At 60.0% G+C, this 21572-nt stretch carries 17 protein-coding genes; 9 read left to right on the top strand and 8 right to left on the bottom strand.

Going from position 1 to position 21572, the window contains the following annotated elements; translation table 11 throughout:
- Positions 1 to 149: 149 nt before the first annotated feature.
- Positions 150 to 2942, top strand: a complete 2793-nt coding sequence (gene glnE / locus Cth01_RS12445; protein ID WP_045839334.1) for a bifunctional [glutamate--ammonia ligase]-adenylyl-L-tyrosine phosphorylase/[glutamate--ammonia-ligase] adenylyltransferase — start codon at positions 150 to 152, stop codon at positions 2940 to 2942.
- A 340-nt stretch (positions 2943 to 3282) separates the two neighbouring features.
- Here the strand turns inward: glnE and Cth01_RS12440 are convergent, their stop codons facing one another.
- Positions 3283 to 3900 (bottom strand): glutathione S-transferase C-terminal domain-containing protein, encoded by a 618-nt coding sequence (locus tag Cth01_RS12440; RefSeq protein WP_012840344.1) that lies wholly within the window; start codon positions 3898 to 3900, stop codon positions 3283 to 3285.
- A gap of 170 nt (positions 3901 to 4070) precedes the next feature.
- Between Cth01_RS12440 and purB the strand changes: the two genes are divergently transcribed.
- Together purB and Cth01_RS12430 are read left to right on the top strand one after the other, a co-directional pair.
- On the top strand, positions 4071 to 5450 hold the full coding sequence (gene purB / locus Cth01_RS12435; protein WP_034382447.1) for an adenylosuccinate lyase: 1380 nt from the start codon (positions 4071 to 4073) through the stop codon (positions 5448 to 5450).
- Positions 5451 to 5600: 150 nt separating this feature from the next.
- Entirely contained in the window at positions 5601 to 6161 is a 561-nt protein-coding gene (locus tag Cth01_RS12430; protein ID WP_012840346.1) for a YaeQ family protein, read from the top strand.
- Between the two features lie 3 nt (positions 6162 to 6164).
- Here Cth01_RS12430 and Cth01_RS12425 read toward each other — a convergent pair whose 3' ends face one another.
- Positions 6165 to 6614: a DUF3717 domain-containing protein gene (locus Cth01_RS12425; RefSeq protein WP_034382388.1), complete on the bottom strand. Its 450-nt coding sequence runs from the start codon at positions 6612 to 6614 to the stop codon at positions 6165 to 6167.
- A gap of 425 nt (positions 6615 to 7039) precedes the next feature.
- Here Cth01_RS12425 and Cth01_RS12420 point away from each other — a divergent pair, with 425 nt between their 5' ends.
- The 3 genes from Cth01_RS12420 to Cth01_RS12410 all read left to right on the top strand — a co-directional run bounded on the left by Cth01_RS12420 (position 7040) and on the right by Cth01_RS12410 (position 8862).
- Positions 7040 to 7795: a TerC family protein gene (locus tag Cth01_RS12420; protein ID WP_034351034.1), complete on the top strand. Its 756-nt coding sequence runs from the start codon at positions 7040 to 7042 to the stop codon at positions 7793 to 7795.
- Positions 7796 to 7928: 133 nt separating this feature from the next.
- Entirely contained in the window at positions 7929 to 8402 is a 474-nt protein-coding gene (locus tag Cth01_RS12415) for a hypothetical protein (protein ID WP_034351037.1), read from the top strand.
- 109 nt (positions 8403 to 8511) lie between these two features.
- Positions 8512 to 8862 (top strand): phage holin family protein, encoded by a 351-nt coding sequence (locus tag Cth01_RS12410; protein WP_045839426.1) that lies wholly within the window; start codon positions 8512 to 8514, stop codon positions 8860 to 8862.
- On the opposite strand, the gene Cth01_RS12405 is transcribed toward Cth01_RS12410, so the two are convergent.
- A complete protein-coding gene (locus Cth01_RS12405) occupies positions 8821 to 10452 on the bottom strand; it encodes a M48 family metalloprotease (RefSeq protein ID WP_082085662.1) in 1632 nt (543 codons plus the stop codon). The two genes, Cth01_RS12410 and Cth01_RS12405, sit on opposite strands and share 42 nt — an antisense overlap.
- Before the next feature lie 200 nt (positions 10453 to 10652).
- On the opposite strand from Cth01_RS12405, the gene moaC reads away from it, so the two are divergent.
- Positions 10653 to 11123: a cyclic pyranopterin monophosphate synthase MoaC gene (moaC, locus tag Cth01_RS12400; protein WP_045839424.1), complete on the top strand. Its 471-nt coding sequence runs from the start codon at positions 10653 to 10655 to the stop codon at positions 11121 to 11123.
- On the opposite strand, the gene Cth01_RS12395 is transcribed toward moaC, so the two are convergent.
- The 5 genes from Cth01_RS12395 to Cth01_RS12375 all read right to left on the bottom strand — a co-directional run bounded on the left by Cth01_RS12395 (position 11117) and on the right by Cth01_RS12375 (position 16498).
- Entirely contained in the window at positions 11117 to 12838 is a 1722-nt protein-coding gene (locus tag Cth01_RS12395; RefSeq protein WP_082085656.1) for an O-antigen ligase family protein, read from the bottom strand. The genes moaC and Cth01_RS12395 overlap by 7 nt on opposite strands.
- 7 nt (positions 12839 to 12845) lie before the next feature.
- Complete coding sequence (locus tag Cth01_RS12390) at positions 12846 to 13280, bottom strand: pilin (protein WP_045839423.1); 435 nt, start codon at positions 13278 to 13280, stop codon at positions 12846 to 12848.
- Between the two features lie 188 nt (positions 13281 to 13468).
- Entirely contained in the window at positions 13469 to 14188 is a 720-nt protein-coding gene (locus Cth01_RS12385; RefSeq protein ID WP_034382392.1) for an FHA domain-containing protein, read from the bottom strand.
- A 316-nt stretch (positions 14189 to 14504) separates the two neighbouring features.
- Entirely contained in the window at positions 14505 to 15053 is a 549-nt protein-coding gene (gene ssb / locus Cth01_RS12380) for a single-stranded DNA-binding protein (RefSeq protein WP_003064700.1), read from the bottom strand.
- A gap of 272 nt (positions 15054 to 15325) precedes the next feature.
- Complete coding sequence (locus Cth01_RS12375) at positions 15326 to 16498, bottom strand: MFS transporter (protein ID WP_034382449.1); 1173 nt, start codon at positions 16496 to 16498, stop codon at positions 15326 to 15328.
- 226 nt (positions 16499 to 16724) lie between these two features.
- Here Cth01_RS12375 and uvrA point away from each other — a divergent pair, with 226 nt between their 5' ends.
- Together uvrA and Cth01_RS12365 are read left to right on the top strand one after the other, a co-directional pair.
- Positions 16725 to 19793, top strand: a complete 3069-nt coding sequence (gene uvrA, locus Cth01_RS12370) for an excinuclease ABC subunit UvrA (protein WP_045839333.1) — start codon at positions 16725 to 16727, stop codon at positions 19791 to 19793.
- Positions 19794 to 19847: 54 nt separating this feature from the next.
- A complete protein-coding gene (locus tag Cth01_RS12365) occupies positions 19848 to 21020 on the top strand; it encodes an NAD(P)/FAD-dependent oxidoreductase (protein ID WP_045839332.1) in 1173 nt (390 codons plus the stop codon).
- Positions 21021 to 21572: the final 552 nt, after the last annotated feature.

Genomic DNA, 21572 nt, shown 5'->3' with positions numbered 1-21572 from the left:
GGTTTCGGTTCGATCATCGGTGGCCTAGCAATGGCAGGAATTATGACCGGCGCCCCCGTGCGCGTTTCGGTAACCACACGTTGCCGGGCTGATTACCTGCCTGCCTGACACCATTTTTCACGGTCCGCATGCAGTCCCCAGAGCAAGCAATGGCAGAAAACGCCCTCAATGTTCCTTCCCCGGCCCAGTACTCGCGCTTTGTGCAGCGCCTTCACCGCCGTTACGAGAACTGGTTTGACGCCTTGCCGCCGGGAGCCCCCGACCGGGCCCTGATGGAGCAGGCCCTGGGCACGCTGCAGTCGCGCGGCCTGGATCTCTCCGCGGCGCTGCGCGTGCTGCGCCAGCTGGTGATGGAGCGCATCATCGTGCTGGACTGCGAACAGCAGGCACCTCTCGCCGTGGTGACCAAGGCCGTCACCGAGCTGGCCGAGCTGGCCCTGGATCGCGCCTGCACCCAGGTGCGCGCCGAACTCGACACCCGGCATGGTGCACCTCAAGGACCCGCCGGCCAGGAAGTCCAGTTCTGGGTCATAGGCATGGGCAAGCTAGGTGCCCGCGAGCTCAATGTCTCCAGCGACATCGACCTGATCTACGTCTACGAACATGACGGCGACACCCGGGGCAAGGCCGACGGCCGCGGCGTGATCTCCAACCACGAGTACTTCGGCCGTGCCGTCAAGGGCATCTTCAGCCTGATCGGCGACACCACCGAGCACGGCTTTGTCTTTCGCGTCGACCTGGCCCTGCGGCCCAACGGCAATTCAGGCGCCCCCGCCGTTTCGCTGTCCTCGCTGGAGGAGTATCTACAGATCCACGGCCGGGAGTGGGAGCGCTTTGCCTGGCTCAAGAGCCGCATCGTGGCGCCGCTGGCCGATATCCAGACCCCCAACGTCCAGGCCCTGCGCGGCGTGGTGCTGCCCTTTGTGTTCCGCCGCTATCTGGACTATGCGGTGTTCGACTCGCTGCGCAGTCTGCATCGCCAGATCCGCGACCACGCCTCCAAGCGCAGCGCAGGCCATCCCGAGCGCGCCAACGACGTCAAGCTCTCGCGCGGCGGCATCCGCGAGATCGAATTCATCGTGCAGCTGCTGCAGGTGGTGCGCGGCGGCCAGTTCCCCGAGCTGCGCCGCCGCCCCACGCTGGAAGCGCTGCAGCGCCTGGTGCAGGCCAATCTGATGAGCGCCGAAATTGCCGATGCGCTGAGCCGCGCCTACATCTTCTTGCGCCAGGTGGAGCACCGCATCCAGTATCTGGACGATCAGCAGACCCATGTGCTGCCCACACGCGACGATGATCTGCTGTGGATTGCCCGCACCCTGGGCTATGCCGATGCCTGCGGCTTTCTGCACCAGCTGGACGAGCACCGCGAACTGGTGGCGCAGGAGTTCGACACCTTGCTCGGCGGTGACTCCCAGCAATGCAGCAACGGCCACTGCAATGCCGCCAAGGCCGCGGCAGGCGGACCGCCCACGCCCAGAGACATCGAAGACCTGATCGAGGCCCTGCCTCCCTCGCTGGCCGGGCAGGTCGCCGACTGGCGCAGCAATACCCGCATCAACGGCCTGCGCGACGAGGCGCGGGCCCGTTTGTTCAGGCTGGTGGAGCGCACCTCGCAATGGGTGGAAAGCGGCCAGTCCAGCGAAGAGGCTGCCAAACGCTTTCTGCAGTGGCTGGAACCCTTGCTGCGCCGCGAAAGCTACCTCGCCTTGCTGCTGGAACGCCCGGCAGTTCACGAGAGGTTGCTACATCTTTTGGGAGCTGCACGCTGGCCTGCACGGTACCTGCAGCAACACCCCGGGGTGATCGATGAGCTGGCCAGCGATGCCATCCTCAAGGAGCGCTTTGTCGCAGCAGACTTCGAGCACGAGCTGGCCATGCGCCTGGCCGCCCTGCAGTCCACGGGCGAGGACGACGATGAAACCCTGCTCAATCTGCTGCGCCGCGCCCACCATGCCGAAGTCTTCCGCACGCTGGCGCGCGATATCGAAGGCCGCATTACCGTAGAGCAAGTGGCAGACGACCTCAGCGCCCTGGCCGACAGCGTGCTGCGCATCACGGCCCAATGGTGCTGGAGCCGGCTCAAGAACCGCCATCGCGATACGCCACGTTTCGGCATCGTGGGCTACGGCAAGCTGGGCGGCAAGGAGCTCGGCTACGGCAGCGATCTGGACATCGTCTTCGTCTTCGATGACGACGATGAGCGCGCACCCGAGGTCTACGCGGCCTATGTGCGCAAGCTCATCAACTGGCTGACCGTCAAGACCGGTGAAGGCGATCTGTTCGAGATCGACACCGCGCTGCGCCCCAACGGCAACTCGGGCCTGCTGGTGACCAGCTTCGAGTCCTATGCCAATTACCAGCAGCAGCGCGGCAGCAACACCGCCTGGACCTGGGAACACCAGGCCATGACGCGTGCCCGCTTTGTGCTTGGCAGCCGCGACTTTCCCTCGCCTGCAGGCGAGCCTGCGACCGATCTGCACCTGCATCAGCGCTTTGATGCGGTGCGCGAAGCCGTCATCACCGCGCCGCGCGATGCCGCTGCTCTGCGCAACGAGATTGAAACCATGCGTGAGCGGGTGCGCGGCGCCCACCCGGTACGCGGCGGCCTGTTTGACGTCAAACACAGCCCCGGCGGCATGGTGGATGTGGAATTTGCCGTGCAGTACCTGGTGCTTGCCGAATCCGGCGCGCACCGCGAGCTGATCGCCAATGTGGGCAATATCGCCTTGCTGCAGCGCGCCGAAGACGCGGGCCTGCTGCCCAAGACAGTGGGCTATGAAGCAGCCAAGGCCTACCGCGAGCTGCGCCGCCTGCAACACGTGGCAAGACTGGACGAGCGCTCCGGACAGCTGGAGCCGGAGCAGGCCCAGGCCCAGCGCGAAGCGGTACTCAAGCTCTGGGCTGCGGTGTTCGGGCCTGTCGCCTCAGCACAAAGCAGCTAACTGTCTCAAGGGACCGGAGATTGGTGAGTACCTGCTTTTCGAAGCACTGGCAGCATCCATCAAGATTTGCCTACAGGCATTGCCAAACTGTTACAAAAATGAAACCCACGGGGGCTGGAACTTCTGCAACAGTGTCTTATCTGATAGTCAAGTGCAATGAACTGACAGGTCTGCATTCACCAATTTCCAGTTGCGAAGCCCTTGGGTACGCCCATTGAACAATCCCCGGAGCGCTTCTCCTCCCTCCCTCTCTTAATTCGTTTCGGGATGCTTCGCAGCTTTTTTATGCCCCAAAAAAGGCCACTTTCGAGTGGCCTTTTCTTTGACGACATGCTGCCACTCAGTGGGGCACGGTGTTCACAAAGCTGGGGCGTGCCGCCAGCTTTATCAGCAAGGCGGCCAGATTCGGATGCTCGGCGCGCCAATCCATCTCGGGAAAGCGGAAATCCAGCCAGGCCAGGGCACAGCCGACGCTGATATCGGCCAGCGTCAGATGCGTGCCTCCGCAGCAAAACGGCTTCTCGCCCAGGCCCTGAGACATGACCTTGAGCGCGGCCTGGACCTTGCCCATCTGGCGATCCATCCAGGCCTGGCTGCGCTGCTCTGCGCTGCGGCCGGGCCAGGTGGCCTCCAGCCGCACCAGAACCGCAGCGTCCAGCATGCCGTCAGCCAGGGCCTCCCAGGTCTTGACCTCGGCGCGCTCGCGGCCCGTGCCCGGAATCAGCTTGCCAACCGGCGAAAGTGTGTCCAGATATTCGACGATAACGCGCGAATCGAACATGGCCTCCGTGCCGTCCATCACCAGACGCGGCACCTTGCCCAGAGGATTGCCCGTACCCGGCGCAAGCGCTTCCTCCCAGGGGTTTTCTTCGACGAATTGATAGTCCAGCTTCTTTTCGGCCAGCACGACGCGGACTTTGCGCACAAAGGGGCTGGTGGTGGAGCCTATTAGTTTCATAGCAGCGGTTCCATGACACGAGTCACCGGCGACGGGCCGGTGCGATGATTCTATGCGCTGGCATGGCGGCACGGCTGCCGCCGCAAAGGGCCGGCATGCATGCCGGCTGCGGCCGCCGAGCAACCCAGCGCGGCGTGCGACTGATGCAGCGCACCTACAATTGCGCCACCATGAACCTGTCCTCCCTCACCGCCATCTCTCCCTTGGACGGCCGCTACGCCGCCAAGCTGTCCGCACTGCGCCCCATCATGAGCGAATACGGCTATATGCACCGCCGTGTTCAGGTCGAGGTGACCTGGTTCATCGCCCTGTCCGATGCCGGCTTTGCCGAATTCCCCGCGCTGTCGGCCGAATCGCGCGACTATCTGCACGCGCTGGTCGCCAACTTCTCCGAAGCCGACGCAGACGCCATCAAGGCCATCGAAAAGACCACCAACCACGACGTGAAGGCCGTGGAATACTGGATCAAGTCCAAGTTCGATGGCCGCGCCGAGCTGCAAAAGGCCGCCGAGTTCGTGCACTTTGCCTGCACCAGCGAAGACATCAACAACACCAGCCACGCGCTGCAGATCCGCGTCGGCCGCGACACCGTGCTGCTGCCCGCCATCGACGGCATCATCGCCAAGCTGCGCGAGATGGCCCACCTCTACGCCGAAGTGCCCATGCTCAGCCGCACGCACGGCCAGACCGCCTCCCCCACCACCGTGGGTAAGGAACTGGCCAATGTGGTCGTACGCCTGCAAAAGGCCGCTGCCAACATCGCCGGTGTGAAGATTCTGGGCAAGATGAACGGCGCCGTGGGCAACTACAACGCCCACCTGTCGGCCTGGCCCGAGTTCGACTGGGAAGCCTTCAGCAAGAACGTGGTGGAATCCGCCGAGCCCAAGGGACTGGGCATCAGCTTCCAGCCCTACTCCATCCAGATCGAGCCCCATGACTACATGGCCGAGCTGTTCGATGCCATGGCTCGCACCAACACCATCCTGATCGACCTGTCGCGCGACATCTGGGGCTATGTGTCCCTGGGCTTCTTCAAGCAGCGCCTGAAGGCCGGCGAGATCGGCTCGTCCACCATGCCCCACAAGGTCAACCCCATCGACTTCGAGAACTGCGAAGGCAATCTGGGCATGGCCAACGCCATGCTCAAGCATCTGGCCGAGAAGCTGCCCATCAGCCGCTGGCAGCGTGACCTGACCGACTCCACCGTGCTGCGCAACATCGGCGTCGCCTTCGGCTACACCACGCTGGCCTACGCTTCGCTGATGACCGGCCTGAACAAGCTCGAACTCAACGAAGAGCGCCTGCAGGAAGACCTGAATCACGCCTGGGAAGTGCTGGCCGAGCCCATCCAGACCGTGATGCGCCGCTATGGCGTGCAGGGCGCCTACGAAAAGCTCAAGGAAGTCACGCGCGGCAAGACCGTGCTGGCCGAAGACCTGCACCGCCTGATCAACGGTCTGGAAATCCCCCAGGCCGACAAGGACCGTCTGCTGGCCATGACGCCAGCCTCCTACATCGGCAAGGCTGCCGAGCTGGCCAAGCGCGTTTGAACCGCAAGTTTGATCCGCAAAAAGGATAGCTGCTAGCGCTTGATACTCAAGCTTTTCAGCATCAAAGAGCTGCCAAAGCCAATGTTTATTGGCGCTGGCAGCTCTTGTTTTTGATAGTTTTCAAAAGGACTGCCTGCGGGCAGCACCGCCATGGCCATCAAGTCCACCATCTTCAAAGCCAATCTGTCGATTGCCGACATCGACCACAACTACTACGCCGACCACAATCTGACGCTGGCGCGCCATCCCAGCGAAACAGATGACCGCATGATGGTGCGCCTGGTGGCCTTGGCGCTGAACGCCTGGAAGCTGCAGGACCTGTGCAATGGTGACGGCACGCTGGGCTTTGGCATTGGTTTGTCCGACCCTGATGATCCGGACGTGCACATCACCGACTACACCGGCCAGAAGCGCCTGTGGATCGAAGTCGGCCAGCCCGACGAAAAGCCCATCACCAAGGCCTGCAACAAGTCCGACCATATGCTGGTCTACCCCTTCAACCACGCCGCCCATGTCTGGTGGAAGGGTCTGGAAGGCAAGCTGGCCCGCCAGAGCAAGCTGGAAGTGCATTACATCGACTCGGAAGTGGCCCAGCAACTGGGTGCGCTGGCCGAGCGCAGCATGCAGCTGCAGGCCACGATTCAGGAAGGCCAGCTCACACTGTCCAGCAATCTGGGCACGGTGTTTATCGAGCCCACGCGCTGGAAATAAGCCTCAGAAACTCTGGCCGCGCCGCTCCGCCGCGCGCTCCGCATAGCGGTTGAAGCGCCAGGAGTCACCTTCGACCGTGATGCGGCGCCATACGGCCCGCTTCTCGGCGGGCTCCATGGCCGTCCAGTGCTGCACCTCGTCGAAACTGCGGCCGCAGCCCTTGCATTTCTCGTCGCCCTGGCTGGTGGAGCAGATGGCAATGCAAGGCGTATCGGGCATGGTGTCAAACCAGGCCAGCCAGGCAGCCATGGCATGTGACGGAAAGCCCTCCACCGCCACCTCGGACTCGCATGCATGAATCATCAGCGCATACACCTCGGCCAGAGCCTTCACCTCAGGTGCCAGCAACACGCCGTCGGGCGATGGAGCGCGGCCTCGCCAGTAATTGATGGCAGCTTCGATGTCGGTGATGTGAATGGCAGTCATGGAGCAGGCATCATAAGCCGCTGCCATGAGGCCTGCGCCAGCAAGGTTGCTTCGTTTTTGGTAGCCGCCTGCGCTTTGTGCAAAGGCGCCGCAAGACGGCTGCTCAATATAAAACCTGTGAACTAGATGGGGTTTGAAACTTGAAATCCCATGCCTGCTGTGTTGAAATGCGCAGCTTCGAAGGGGAGTAGCTTATCGGGCGCATGTCTTGCGTCATGAGCGGATGGTCGTCAATACGAAGCGCAAGCTTCCGGCCATACGGTTTGCAGCCAGGCTGCAATCGAGCAAGACCTTTGATAGGCCGATGACGGTCAATCAAAGTGTCTGCCCCTGCACGATTCCTCGCGCGGGTTTGCGCTTCGACTTACGTCACCTTGGTCTTCACCCGCTGGCGTCAAGTGCCAAACCTATGCAGACTGCACCAGCGGCATTCCACAACGAGGAAAAATCACATGGATCTGGACTTTCTGACCCACACGCCCTTCTGGATTGCGCTGGGCCAAATCATCATCATCGACATCCTGCTCGGCGGCGACAACGCGGTCGTGATCGCACTGGCCTGCCGCAAGCTGCCTCCCGAGCAACGCCGCAAGGGCATCATCTACGGCACTGCCGGTGCCATCGTCCTGCGCATCATCCTGATCGCCTTTGCCATGGTGCTGCTGCAGCTGCCGTTCCTGAAGGTCGTGGGTGCCATACTGCTGATCTGGATCGGTATCAAGCTGATTGCTCCCGATGACGAAGGTCACGACAACATCGAAGGCAGCGACAAGCTGTTTGCCGCCATCAAGACCATCATCGTCGCCGACCTGGTGATGTCCGTGGACAACGTGATCGCCATCGCCGGCGCAGCCCAGAGCTCGGGCGACCACCAGATGCTGCTGATCGTGCTGGGTCTGCTGATTTCCGTGCCCATCATCGTCTGGGGCTCGCAGCTGGTCATCAAGCTGATGGAGCGCTTCCCCATGATCATCGTGGCCGGCGGCATGCTGCTGGGCTGGATCGCGGGCGGCATGTTCGTGACCGACCCCGTGTTCGTGAACACCGACAAGTGGCTGTGGATGCCCAAGCTGGGCACGACCGATGCACAAGGTCTGGCCGAGATCTCCAAGACCCTGTACTGGGCAGCCCATATCGGCGGCGCGTTGCTGGTTCTGGCCCTGGGCAAGTTCATTGCCAGCCGCCGTCCCGCGGTTGCAGCCCACTAAGTCTGGAAAACCCAGCAATTCGTGAAGGAATGCGGGAACTGACCGCAGCCTTCACGACTCACAATAGAAACAAGTCGGCACATTCCTACAGATGTGCCGCATTCTTCAACCTTCGTTCCAGTTAGGACGCACTTTGAACCCCATCATTGTTTACGTGGATGACGCCACATACGCCCAGCCTATGCTCGAGGCACTGGCGGGATCGAGCCAGGCGGCTTCCTCCCACTGGTTGCTGGTGGCCTGTGCTCCGCGCATGACCCACCGTGTGAGCAAATGGGTCAGCCATCGCGCTCGCGAGAACTGGCGCGGCAAATGGGCAGACAAGCTGTTTGCGGCGCTGATGCCCGTGATGGCGACGACAGGAGGCAAGGTCACCGCCGTGCTGGCCAAGGGCCCGCTGACCGAGCTGGTCGCCGAATTGCAGCAGGAACATGGCGCAGCGCAGATCATCGACGCCCGCCGCCCCAAGCAGGAGGTCGTGCAAGCCGCTCCCGTCAAGGCCAATGCCAAGACAGGCGCCACCGGCGGCCGCTGGAATCTGCCCGGCACCATGGCGGCGATTGCCGCCATGATGGGCTTTGTGATCGACGACTCGCTCTCGATTTAAGAGCTTCAAGCACTCTCTGAATAAGCCTTGCGCGGCCAAAACCTCGCAAGGCTTTTTTTATGCTGCGCCGCGATGACCGCAGACACGGCCTGCTGCTATGCTGGCCAGCATGAAAATCCTCGTCAAATGGCTTTTTTGCGCGGCGGCTCTTCTCGCGGTCGCCTATGTCTACAGCGGCGTACAGGTACAGAGCTTCGGCTCGGCCATGATTGCGGCCCTGGTCATCGGCCTGCTCAACACCATCATTCGCCCCATCCTGGTGATACTGACGCTGCCCGTGACCATCATCACCGTGGGTCTGTTCCTGCTGGTGGTCAACGGCCTGATGTTCTGGATGGCCTCCGGCATCCTCGGCGGCTTCCATGTCACCGGCTTCTGGGCCGCCATGCTGGGTGCGCTGATCTACTCGGTGCTGGGCCTACTTATTGACCGCCTTGTCGCGCAGCTGTTCCCGGAGTAACTCGTCCACGGCACGCAAACGCGTGTCGATGATGGAAGCCTCGAAGTAATCGGCACCGGCGCCGGCCTTGCGGGCCAGATCCTGCGCGGCCTTGAAGCGATCCACCGCTGCCGCGTAGTCATAGTGCGCCACCTGGGCCTCTGCTTCAGCCCGCAGGGCGCGCATCTCCTGGCCCTGGCTGCGCCACACGCGCGCCAGCGTCTGCCAGGCCGAGCCATCGCGGGGATGGTCCGTCACCCAGGTCTGCAAGGAGCTGGCCATGGGACCTGCCTGGTTGAGCCTGAGCAGGATTTCCGCCTTGAGCAACAGCTCTGGCCTGCGCGGCGCAACCCGCTCCACCACGTCAATCGTGGCCAGACTCGGCCCGGCCAGATTGCCGCTGGCCGTGACCCTGGGCGCCGCCTGGGGGGCATTGCCGGACTGCAGTGGCAAGGCCGCCAAGGCCGCCTGCGGGTTGTCGGCCTTGAATTCAAGCTCGGCATTCAGCCATCTGGCTTGAATATTCGCTGGTGCGTTGCCCGCCGTCGCCGCGAGCAGCCGCTGCGCCATCTCGCGCGCCAGCGGCCAGTCGCGCAGATACATGGCACTGAGCGTCGCTGCATAGAGCTGAGCAACCTGCTCCAACTGGCCCAGGCTGGAAAAACTGCCGGAACGCGGTAGCGTGGCCCACTGGCGACGTACCTCGACACCGGGGTTGGAGATCACACGGGCGCGGGCCGCCATCATCACATGCTCCAGCGTCGGCACGGGGTCGGCCGCACGCTTGCCGGGCGGAATGCGTGAATCCATGTCCGCGATACGCTGGGTGGTCAGCGGGTGGCTGCGCAGATAGGGCCAGCTGCCGTTGTCATTGAGCCTGCTGGCCTGCTGCAGCTTGCCGAACATGCTCACAAAACCCTGGGGAGCAAAACCGGCAGGGGACATCAGGCTGTAGCCCATGCGGTCCGCCTCGCTCTCCATGGCGCGCGAGAAGTTCAGCTGGTTTTGCATCACCGCCGCCGGACCGCCCATCATGATGGCCATGGCTGCATCGGGGCTGCGCGTGGCCGCCAGGGCGCCCAGCAGCATGGAAGCCAGCATCAGCGGCGTCTGCTTGCCTTGCTGCGCCATCATGCGGGCAATGTGGCGCTGGGTGATATGACTGGTTTCATGGGCAATGACCGAGGCCAGCTCATCGCCGCTGCTGACCACGCCGATCAGGCCCAGATAGACGCCCATATAGCCGCCGGGTAGCGCAAACGCGTTGACCTGACGATCCTTGCCCAGGAGCAGCGTCCAGGCAAAGCGCTCCTCCAGCTCGGGCGACAGCTCGCCATTCTTGCGCGCCGCATCCTGCAGGTGCAGCCAGATGCCTTCCACATATTCCTGCAGCACCGGGTCGTCCAGATAGTCCGGATCGCGGTACAGCTCGCGGACGATGGAATCGCCCAGACGCCGCTCCTCGCCCGTGGTCAGCGACGATGCGCCGTCGCCCAGAGTCGGCAAACCCGCCGCCTGCGCAGAGGAAGCCAATGGGGATACGGCCTGAATAGCTATCAAAACAGAAGCTGTCAGCGCTTTTAGAATATGAACTGTACGCAGTTTTGGCATCAAGAATGGCATGGCAATCACAGCATTGCCGGCATACGGATCTTCCATATGCCGACCGTTCAACACCCCACTATGATGCCTTGATTGATGGATGCGGCGAGATGCCCGCCTGTGATGCCCAGGTATAGCCGCCACCCACCACCCGCTCAACCTTGATTGCGCCGCAGAACCGAACCCGTCTGCTGCCGGAAAGAACCAGCATGTCCTCTCTTACCCACTTCGACGCCCAGGGCCAGGCCCATATGGTGGACGTCGGTGCCAAACCCAGCACCCACCGGATCGCCGTCGCCGAAGGCCGCATCACCATGAAGCCCGAGACCCTGGCCATTGTGCAGGCCGGTACGGCCAAAAAAGGCGACGTGCTGGGCGTAGCCCGCATCGCCGCCATCATGGCCGCCAAAAAGACCAGCGACCTCATCCCGCTCTGCCACCCCCTGGCCCTGACCCGCGTTGCCGTGGAGTTTGAGCTGGAGCCCGAATCCAGCTCCATTCTCTGCACCGCCACCGTCGAGCTAAAAGGCCAGACCGGCGTGGAAATGGAAGCCCTGACCGCCGTGCAGGTCGGCTTGCTGACTATCTACGATATGTGCAAGGCGGTGGATAAGGGGATGGTGATGGGGGGGGTCAGGGTGCTGGAGAAGCGGGGGGGGAAAAGCAATGACTATTACTGATACTTTTGAATATTTTTTATTTTATCAATTTCACCAAAAGGATAAAAATTATAAAAATCAGGAAATATCGAATCTAGCCTTTTTCTCAGATAATCACATTTCATTTCATTGAAGAACAAACAGTAATTTATTATCTCATTCCTAGCTCTGTCATAATTCTTTCTGTTTAGAGAAGAAATTATCCCCACCTCCATGACAAAGGGAGTTGCTATTCTGTCCGATAAAATCTCATAATATGGATCGTCTATGTTGTTTATTTTACTTAAGAGATGTACATTAAGGAACTCACAGTAGTCTCTTAAAACACAAAATCCTGCTCCACTAAATTTAACAGAAACCTCTACGCCATTCTGCTGAAGTCTTATTTTTTTAAAATTTTCCTCTATCTCATAATAATTTTTAATCAAAAATACAGATAGAATAAGATAAATGCAGTAGACTGAGACGAAGAAGAAAGAAGAAGAAGAAGAAGAAGATTTTTTATCGCCGCGCCCCTTATCAAAAATAAATCCAAACAAAAAAGCCATCGGCAAGAGGAAATATGCATAATTCTGTGGATACTCAAGTAAAGAATGCACTAAAACAGGGATAAGCACAATAAAGCATAGTATTTTTTCTCTATTCAGACTTTTATAGCTATTCTTAAATGCCCTCAACAAAAAGATAAGTGCGAACAGCACATAAGGCAGTCCGAAATATATGACATAGTCAAGAATAATATTATGACTGCTAGACGGGACGCTGCGTTCTGAAAAATTCAAATTCAAGGGAATTAATTGCTTATATGCATAAGTCAAATTTCCGATGCCATAGCCAATCCATGGTTTCTGTTGAATTGCATCTAGCGCCATTTCCCACAGCAAATATCGACCAGACTCAATACCTCGATCCCTAACAACAGAAAAATCCAAAGGAGAGATCAAACTCCAACTATCATAGCTTGCGCTAAAAATCAAAAAAGAAATTAGCGGCAACCATGCCAGAAACGATAATTCCCGATCTTTAAGAAAAGCAGATGCAAAGGCGGCGCAAAAAAACAACGACAAATATGCTGTTCTAGATCCTGTCAAGACTATGCAAAATACAGAAAAGGCAATATATGCAATCAATAGTAAAAAATTATTCTTCTTTACAAACAGAAAGCTTGAATAAATACCCATTATCAATAACGTTGACAAGTGGTTTGGCTGCGCCAAGTTTGAAGCCATTCGCCCACTATATGCCGGATAAACCCAATAATTCACACCAAAATCATTGGCATACCCAAGCCATTGATAAATAACAATAATAATATTCACCAAAGAAGATAATATCAGCGCAAATAATGTTGCATTCAGTATTCTTTCCTTATCTTCATCATTATTCAATGATTTTATTAGGGAATAAACAACAAGAAATCCAAAAGAATATACGAAATATATTATTATTGATGTATTGTCAAAAATATTTATCTGCCTTAACGACAGAAGTACAGAAATAATAACCAAGAAAGAAATTTCGTCAGCATGAAACGAAGTATTTTTTCTTATAAAGAAAACAAGAAAAACAAAAAAAACAAAAAAAACAACAACCTCATTATTAATAGAAGTTACCAAGGGTGACTGAACACTCCAAACAAAACTAGCCGATATACCAAAAACAAAAAGGATAGATAATGCAAATAAAAAGGCCCTGCAAAGGGCCTTTTTATCGCATTTCGGAGAATGCGAAATCATGGATAGATTAGCGGCACTCAGAAGGTACGTACTTAGCCTTGGTGGAGTCAGAGATGCTGCATTTCCAGCTGATATTTCCTTCAGGAACTGTGCCAGCGGTAAGAGGAGATCCTCCGGCAGTAGGAGCCAGGCTCAAAGAGATGCTTTTAGCAGCCGAAGATGTAACAACTGAAATCACGCCAGTGCTAGAAGCAACAGTCATGCTAGCAACATTGCTAGTTGCAGAAATGGATCCAATTCCAGCAGCAAGATCTTTACCCGTAGCGGCATTTTCTGTCACAGCAGTCTTAGCACTAGACGCCAATACCAGAGCTTCAGAAACACGTGCGCGCACGGTGTAATCCTGATACGCAGGCAAAGCCACGGCAGCCAGAATACCGATGATCGCCACAACGATCATCAGTTCGATCAGGGTGAAACCCTTTTGAATGGAACGCTTCATTTCAAACTCCCTAGTTGGATGAGACGCAAGGTACCAAGCAAGCTGCATGCCAACAATTTGGCAAAGGCAGGCCTCATTCAAGATGACACGTTTGGCAACATTCACGCGAGTTTGAGTAACAATTTTGGCGATCCAATCGCAAGCGGTGACAAATTTGTCAGACGCTTAACGCCCATCAAGCCGGCCTGTCACTCCACGACGAAGCGCATGGTGCTGCCCGCCAGGTCCACCGTATCGCCATTGAGCAGCGGCACAGACAGAGGGCCCACCACCTGACCATTGAGCTTGAGGTCTTCGCTTGCGCCCTCGAGTTGGGTGAGCACAAAGCCATGGGGCTTTTGGGTGATGGAGGCGATGGCTACACCGGGCTTGCCCAGGGTGGTGACGACCTTGAAAAGAGGTATTTCCCTGCCAGCCAGGCTGCCGGTGAGCATGCGAATCACGGCGTGGCGCTCCGGCAGCGCGGCGAGCGAGCCCTGAATGGTGGAGCTGAAGCTGGAGATTTCACCAAACCCGGAGGGACTGGCGACTTTGGCATAGCCGCTGTCGGCCTCTTCGGAAATATGCGCCAGCGCCTTTTTGCTGCTCTGGGCAGACGACGGGGCACTCGAATCGGTAATCACGGTATCGAGAAAGCGGATTTTGTAGCGGCCAATGTCCAGCAGGTCGCCGTTGAGCAGGTCCTGCTTCTGGATGGCACGACCGTTGACATAGGTGCCGTTGGTGCTGCGCAGGTCTTCAATGCTGACCTTGCCACCAGAGATGGTGAGCACGGCATGCTCGCCGCTGACCGCCAGATTCTCGATCACGATGTCGTTGTAGGGACGACGACCCAAGGTCGTGCGCTCCTTGGTGAGCTGTACTTCCTTGATGACTGCGCCGTCGATTGAGATGACCAAAGTCGGCATGCTCGAAGCTCCTGAGGAAACGCCAAGTCCTGCTTGGCTGCACTGGCTAGGACCACTCCCACTTGAGTGTGTGATTCAGCGCTCAATCATCAATCGTAACTGGATGAAACGCGCTTGCATGCTGCATCTTATTTCACTAATTCGATGAAGCCAGCTATTCGATTGAAATTTTCAACCATGCTGTCATTCGACTGCAGCATCTTTCGAATCGCACCCGCAATCTATCAAGTCGCCACATAAGAAAAGCCCGCGCTCGTTGAAAGCGCGGGCTTTTTTGCAAATCTTTGCAAAGTGGCGACAGCCACCTATCCGTGATTTAGAACGGGATGTCGTCATCCATGTCGTCAAACCCCGAAGCTGCGCGCTGGGGAGGAGGAGCCATGGGTGCAGGAGCAGGACGCTGCTGCATGGGTGCCGGTGCGGGGCGCTGCTGCATGGGAGCGGGAGCCTGACGGCGGGGTGCTTCGTAGCTGCTTTCGCCATAGCCATCATCGCTGCCGTAGCCGCCTTGCTGCTGACCACCTCCCTGGCGGCTGCCCAGCATCTGCATGGCGTCGGCACGGATTTCGGTGGCGTAGCGTTCCTGGCCGGAGGCCTGGTCGGTCCACTTGCGGGTGCGCAGGCTGCCTTCCACATAGACCTGACTGCCTTTGCGCAGGTACTGACCCACGATTTCAGCCAGTTTGCCGTTGAAGACCACACGGTGCCATTCAGTGGCTTCGCGGTTTTCTCCGGTGTTCTTGTCGCGCCAGCGGTCTGTGGTGGCGATGGTCACATTGGCCACCTGATCGCCGCTGGGGAAAGTGCGCATTTCGGGGTCACGACCCAGATTGCCGACGATGATGACTTTGTTGACGGATGCCATAGAGATACCTTTTCAAAAAGTGGTCCGGGCTATTGGGAAAGGTCCCGAACCAATGAGCCTCGTATTCTGCCCCAAGCCAGCCATGAACAGCACGGGATTGCCCTATATCCCATCACGGCGATACATGGTGCTCCAGCAGAAAAGGGGCCACTGCGCGCGAGCAGCCGAGCAAGGGCAGCCCCCGCTGCGAGGGCTGCGTTCCCCTCCGCGTAGCAGAGAGGGGAAGGCGGGGCCGCCTAGGCGCACAGCGCCTCAGGGGGTGTTGCTGTAAGTCAGTGACGCCCCACCGGGCGCAGCGGCCAGGTCACGACCAGCCACAGGGCAACGAGCACAGCCGTCATGACGAACAAGCCCGGCACGCCCGCAAATTTGGCGACTGCACCACCGACAGCGCCACCGGCAAACAGGCCCAGCGACTGCAGCGTGTTGTAGGCACCCAATGCCGCACCACGCAGCGGCGCCGGAGCCATGCGCGAGACCAGACTTGGCTGGGTGGCTTCAAGAGCATTGAAGCCGCAGAAAAACAGAAACATCAGCAGCGCCATGCACCAGACCGTCGGAATGGTGCCGCTGGCGGCCAGCATGCCCAGACCGATCTGCACAACCAGTACCAGGCCAATGGCTCCCAGCAAGGCCTTGCGCAGCTTGCCCTTGCGCTCCATGGAAAACAGCAGGCCCATGGCCAGAAAGGACAGCAGCACGGCCGGCAGATAGATATGCCAGTGCTGCTCCTTGGCCAGACCGGCCTGCACCAGCATGGCAGGCACGGCCACCCACATGGACATCTGCACAGTATGCAGAATGAAGACGCCAAAATTCAGGCGCAGCAGATCGGACTGGCCCAGCAGCTCGCTGAACCTGCCCTTGGGCGCATCGGCATGCTGCCTGGGCTCGGGCGGCACCACCCACAGCACCACGGCAATGCCGGCCAGCGCCAGCGCACAGGTCAGACCGAAGATGCCGGACAGGCCGATCCAGGCATTGAGCAGCGGCGCCAGCACCAGCGCCAGTGCAAACATCAGGCCGATGCTGCCGCCGACCATGGCCATGGCCTTGGTACGCACGCCATCGCGCGTCAGATCGGCCAGCAGGGCCGTGACGGCGGCAGACACGGCGCCTGCGCCCTGAATGGCACGCCCCGCCATCAGACCGGTCAGCGAGTCGGCCATGGCCGCAATCAGGCTGCCCGCCGCAAACACCAGCAGGCCGGCGACGATGACACGCTTGCGGCCGATACGGTCGGAGGCCAGGCCGATGGGCAACTGGAACAGGGCCTGGGTCAGGCCATACAGGCCCATGGCCAGGCCGATCATGGCCGGGTCGTCACCGCCCGGGTATTTGCGTGCCTCCAGCATGAAGACGGGCAGCACCAGGAACAGGCCCAGCATGCGCAGCGCAAAGATCAGCGCCAGGGCACCGCTGGAGCGGCGTTCCTGGGAGGTCATGGTGGAAGAGGATTTGTCCGTGCCCTGCGTGCCCGCGCTGGGGGAGGTATTGATTTTTTTCACGCTCAGATTTTGCCAAGAGTCAAAGTCTTATGCCCAGGTTAACTAAACCACTGCCGGGCAAAAGAGAGGAAATAAAACCGTAGATTGTCCGTGAACCTGAATCATCTAGTCACGCGCAAGCCCGTCTGACTATCATGGAGAGTTTTCCCCGTCTGGAGCGCCCGTGTCCCTGAAGCCTGATTCGCCCTCTGAAGTCCATGATGACAGCCTCTATCTGGGCCGTTCTCTGGCGCAGACACGTATCGCCATTCGCGGCGCACGCACGCACAACCTCAAGAACATCGACCTGGACATTCCTCGCAACCAGCTGGTTGTGATCACCGGCCTGTCGGGCTCGGGCAAGTCCAGCCTGGCCTTCGATACCTTGTACGCCGAAGGCCAGCGCCGTTATGTGGAAAGTCTCTCGGCCTATGCACGCCAGTTTCTGGGCCGCCTGGACAAACCCGATGTCGATCTGATCGAGGGCCTGTCGCCCGCCATTTCCATCGAGCAAAAGGCCACCAGCCACAACCCGCGCTCCACCGTGGGCACGGTGACCGAGATCAACGACTATCTGCGCCTGCTCTACGCCCGTGCCGGCACGCCGTTCTGTCCCGACCACAATCTGCCGCTGCAGGCCCAGACCATCAGCCAGATGGTGGACAGCGTGCTGCAGCTTCCCGAGGACACCAAGCTGATGATCCTCGGGCCCCTGGCGCGCGAGAAAAAGGGCGAGTTCGCCGAGCTTTTCGTGCAGCTCCAGGCCCAGGGCTATGTGCGCTTTCGTGTCGACGGGCAGATCTACGATGCACAGTCCCTGCCCAAGCTGGAGAAGAACGAGCGCCACAACATCGATGTGGTGATAGACCGCGTCAAGGTGCGCGAAGACATCAAGCAGCGCCTGGCCGAGAGCTTTGAGGCTGCCTTGCGCGCCGGCGGTGCCGATGCCGGCGGCCGCGTCATCGCCCTGGAGATGGACGGCGGCAAGGAGCATCTGTTCAGCGCCAAGTTCGCCTGCCCGCTCTGCGACTACTCCCTGCCCGAGCTGGAGCCGCGCCTGTTTTCCTTCAACTCCCCCATGGGAGCCTGCCAGGCATGCGACGGCCTGGGCAACAGCGAAGCCTTCGACCCCGACCGCGTCGTGCCCTTCCCGTCGCTGAGTCTGGCCAGCGGCGCCATCAAGGGCTGGGACAAGCGCAACAACTACTACTTCTCCATGCTGGAGAGCGTGGCCAAGCACTATGGCGTGAGCACCGAGACGGCGTTCGAGGAGCTGCCCGAGAAGGTGCGCGACGTGATTCTCTTTGGCTCGGGCGACGAGTCCATGGAGTTCAACTATGTTTTCGAGAGCGGCGAACGCAAGGGCGAGGCCTTTATCAAGTCGCACCCGTTCGAAGGCATCATCCCCAATATTCAGCGCCGCTTTCGCGAGACCGAATCCCAGGTCGTGCGCGACGATCTGGCCAAGCTGCGCAGCATCCGCAAATGCCCCGAATGTGAAGGCACGCGCCTGCGCCGCGAAGCGCGCTTTGTGCGCGTGGGCGATGGCGAACAGGCCCGCTCCATCTATGAGGTCAGCCATGCCACGCTGGCCGATGCGCTGGGCTGGTTCAAGCAGCTGAGCATGGCCGGGGCCAAGGCCGAGATTGCGGACAAGATCGTGCGCGAGATCGCCTCGCGCCTGCTCTTCCTCAACGATGTGGGCCTGTCCTACCTGAGCCTGGACCGCAGCGCCGACACGCTCTCGGGCGGCGAGGCCCAGCGCATTCGACTGGCGTCTCAGATCGGCTCGGGCCTGACGGGCGTGATGTATGTGCTGGACGAGCCCTCCATCGGCCTGCACCAGCGCGACAACGACAAGCTGATTGCCACGCTGGAGCACCTGCGCGATATCGGCAACAGCGTGATCGTGGTCGAGCATGACGAAGACATGATGCGCGCAGCCGACCAGATCATCGACATGGGGCCGGGCGCCGGCGTGCATGGCGGCCGCATCATGGCCCAGGGCAGCTATGAAGACATCAAGGCCAGCCCCGATTCGCCCACGGGCCGCTACCTGAGCGGCGTACAAAGCATTCCCGTGCCCAGGCACCGCACCGCCTGGCTGCCCGTGCTGCGCAAGGAAAGTGACGCCGAGGCCACCCAGAGCACATCGCGCTTTCCAGTCACGGCCGCCAAAAAGCGGGAATCTGCGAGCAAGGCACGCACCGACCTTCAGGCGCTGACCGTGCAAGGCGCGCGCGGCAACAACCTCAGGAATGTGACGGTGGACTTCCCCGTCGGCCTGTTCACCTGCGTGACCGGCGTCTCGGGCTCGGGCAAATCCACCCTGGTCAACGACACGCTATATGCCGAAGTGGCACGCCAGGTACACCGTGCAGGCACCGAGCCGGCTGCGCATGACGATATCGCGGGCATCGACTATTTCGACAAGGTCATCAACGTCGACCAGTCGCCCATTGGTCGCACGCCGCGCAGCAACCCGGCCACCTATACCGGCCTGTTCACGCCCATCCGCGAGCTGATGGCCGAAACCAATACCGCCAAGGAGCGCGGCTACGGCCCCGGGCGTTTCTCGTTCAATGTCTCAGGCGGCCGCTGCGAAGCCTGCCAGGGCGACGGCGTGGTCAAGGTGGAAATGCATTTTCTGCCCGATGTCTACGTGCCCTGCGACATCTGCCACGGCCAGCGCTACAACCGCGAAACACTGGAAGTTCAGTGGAAGGGCCGGAACATCTCGCAGATTCTGGAGATGACGGTCGAAGACGCTCATGCCTTCTTCAAGGACGTGCCCAGCATTGCGCGCAAGCTGCAGACCCTGCTGGACGTGGGTCTGTCCTATATCCGCCTGGGCCAGAGCGCGACCACGCTGTCGGGTGGCGAGGCCCAGCGCGTCAAGCTCGCACAGGAGCTGTCCAAGCGCGACACCGGCCGCACGCTCTACATCCTCGACGAGCCCACCACGGGCCTGCACTTTGCCGACATCGCCCTGCTTCTGAAGGTGCTGCACCAGCTGCGCGATGCGGGCAACACCATCGTCGTGATCGAGCACAACCTCGACGTCATCAAGACCGCAGACTGGCTGATCGACATGGGCCCCGAGGGTGGCTCGGGCGGCGGCCAGGTCGTGGCTCAGGGCACGCCAGAGGAAGTCGCGGCCAACCCGGCCAGCGTGACGGGCCGCTACCTCAAGCCCTATCTGGACAAGGCTCCTGCCAAATCCAGAGCCAAGTCGGCCACAAGCCAGGATTGACCAAGCACAGCCGGCCATGCAGGGCCATGGCCGGCGACACCGAGGAGAGAAGCAATGCAGAAAGATGTCTGGGATTTCGTCATCGTGGGCGCGGGCATGGCCGGTGCATCCGCCGCCTGGCAGTTGGCGCAGTCGGGTGGCGATACTCCGCCTTCCGTGCTGGTGCTGGAGCGCGAATCCCAGCCCGGCTATCACACCACCGGCCGCTCGGCCGCGCTGTTTGAAGAGCATTACGGGCCCGCCCAGGTGCAGGCTCTGACCCGCGCAAGCCGCGCCTTCTACGATGCGCCACCGGCCGGTTTTGCCGAAGCTCCCATCCTCACGCCGCGCGGCGTGCTCTATGTGGGCACGGCCGAGCAAAAGGATCTGGTCGACGCCGCCTACGCCGAAGCCACCATCCACTCCCCCGAGGCCCAGCGCCTGAGCGCCGAGCAACTCAAGACCCTGGTTCCCGTGCTCGATACCGAAGTCTTGGTGGACGGCTTTCTGGACACCGGCGCACGCGACATCGATGTGCACGGCCTGCACCAGGGCTATATCCGCGGCCTGCGCCAGCGTGGCGGCGATCTGTGGTGCAACGCCGAGGTCCAGGCCATCACCCGCGTCAACGACTTCTGGCACATCGCCCTGCCCCAGGGCCGCAGCCTTCGTGCCAAGGTCATCGTCAACGCCGCCGGGGCCTGGGTGGATGTCGTGGCCGCCATGGTGGGCGCGGCTCCCATCGGCATCACGCCCAAGCGCCGCAGCGCCTTCACCTTCCCGGCCCCCGAAGGCATGGATGCCACGCACTGGCCCGCCATCATCAGCGCCGATGAAAACTGGTACATCAAGCCCGACGCCGGCCAGTTGCTGGGCTCGCCCGCCAATGCAGACCCCGTGGCACCGCACGATGTAGTGCCCGAAGAGCTGGACATTGCCACCGGCATCTATCACATAGAGGAAGCCACCACGCTGCAAATCCGCCGCCCCTCGCATACCTGGGCCGGCCTGCGCAGCTTTGTCGCCGATGGCGAGCTGGTGATAGGCTGGGATGCCTCGCCCACGCCCGTTCCGGGCTTTTTCTGGGTCGCCGCCCAGGGCGGCTATGGCATCCAGAGCGCCGCCGGCTACAGCCTGCTGGCGCGCAATCTGCTGCTCGGGGAAACGCTGGATGCGGCGCTCGCCGCGCAGAAGGTAAATGTGGGAGCGGTGTCGCCTGCGCGGTGCCAACGGACTGATCAAAATTGATAGCGTATCGCTCTTTCTGAATGTGGGTTGCAGCCTGATTTTTTCTTGATCTCAGGGCAGAGACAGGGATTTCACCCCGGCGCGCGACCTACTTTCGGCCATCAGAAAGTAGGCAAAGAGCACAACCCGAGTGTCTGCGCCCCTGCGCTTATCCAGATTACGGAAGCAGCTATTCAAAGCATAAAGAAGCTATCCCGCATTCGGTATTGCCCCTTTTGCCCACGCCTGCGACGGCTGCCTCTTGTGGCGGGCAGTTGCACCGTAGAGTGCAACTGCATCGTCATCACATTTACGGCAACGTGTTTGAGCGCAGAGCGAAGCTCGAAGTGAGTTTTGCCGTACAGCCACAAGAGGTTGACGGCGCAGGTTACCCCGTAGCGTAGCGAAGGGGGCGTGGGTAACAGGAGCGGTGTTCTTTGCTTACTTTCTTGGGGGCGGCCCCCCGCCACCAGCAAGAAAGTGAGTCGGCAAGGCGGGCCGAGACCCGCCCTCTGTCCTGCAACCAGCAGAAAAAACAAAAACGGCCTGCGTCCCAGAGGCACAAGCCGTTTT

The sequence above is a fragment of the Comamonas thiooxydans genome, from assembly GCF_000964545.1.
Taxonomy (GTDB): Bacteria; Pseudomonadota; Gammaproteobacteria; order Burkholderiales; family Burkholderiaceae_C; genus Comamonas; species Comamonas thiooxydans.
The sequence above is the reverse complement of the archived record's forward strand: the minus strand, read 5'-3'. Positions and strand labels throughout refer to the sequence as shown.

Bases quoted from the DNA above. Each gene is read 5' to 3' on its own strand.
- purB (WP_034382447.1), top strand. From the start codon at position 4,071: ATGAACCTGTCCTCCCTCACCGCCATCTCTCCCTTGGACGGCCGCTAC.
- Cth01_RS12365 (WP_045839332.1), top strand. From the start codon at position 19,848: ATGCAGAAAGATGTCTGGGATTTCGTCATCGTGGGCGCGGGCATGGCC.
- Cth01_RS12385 (WP_034382392.1), bottom strand. From the start codon at position 14,188: ATGCCGACTTTGGTCATCTCAATCGACGGCGCAGTCATCAAGGAAGTA.
- Cth01_RS12395 (WP_082085656.1), bottom strand. From the start codon at position 12,838: ATGATTTCGCATTCTCCGAAATGCGATAAAAAGGCCCTTTGCAGGGCC.
- Cth01_RS12425 (WP_034382388.1), bottom strand. From the start codon at position 6,614: ATGGCAGCGGCTTATGATGCCTGCTCCATGACTGCCATTCACATCACC.
- Cth01_RS12420 (WP_034351034.1), top strand. From the start codon at position 7,040: ATGGATCTGGACTTTCTGACCCACACGCCCTTCTGGATTGCGCTGGGC.
- Cth01_RS12440 (WP_012840344.1), bottom strand. From the start codon at position 3,900: ATGAAACTAATAGGCTCCACCACCAGCCCCTTTGTGCGCAAAGTCCGC.
- ssb (WP_003064700.1), bottom strand. From the start codon at position 15,053: ATGGCATCCGTCAACAAAGTCATCATCGTCGGCAATCTGGGTCGTGAC.
- Cth01_RS12405 (WP_082085662.1), bottom strand. From the start codon at position 10,452: ATGCCAAAACTGCGTACAGTTCATATTCTAAAAGCGCTGACAGCTTCT.
- moaC (WP_045839424.1), top strand. From the start codon at position 10,653: ATGTCCTCTCTTACCCACTTCGACGCCCAGGGCCAGGCCCATATGGTG.
- Cth01_RS12410 (WP_045839426.1), top strand. From the start codon at position 8,512: ATGAAAATCCTCGTCAAATGGCTTTTTTGCGCGGCGGCTCTTCTCGCG.
- Cth01_RS12390 (WP_045839423.1), bottom strand. From the start codon at position 13,280: ATGAAGCGTTCCATTCAAAAGGGTTTCACCCTGATCGAACTGATGATC.
- Cth01_RS12375 (WP_034382449.1), bottom strand. From the start codon at position 16,498: ATGACCTCCCAGGAACGCCGCTCCAGCGGTGCCCTGGCGCTGATCTTT.
- Cth01_RS12430 (WP_012840346.1), top strand. From the start codon at position 5,601: ATGGCCATCAAGTCCACCATCTTCAAAGCCAATCTGTCGATTGCCGAC.
- glnE (WP_045839334.1), top strand. From the start codon at position 150: ATGGCAGAAAACGCCCTCAATGTTCCTTCCCCGGCCCAGTACTCGCGC.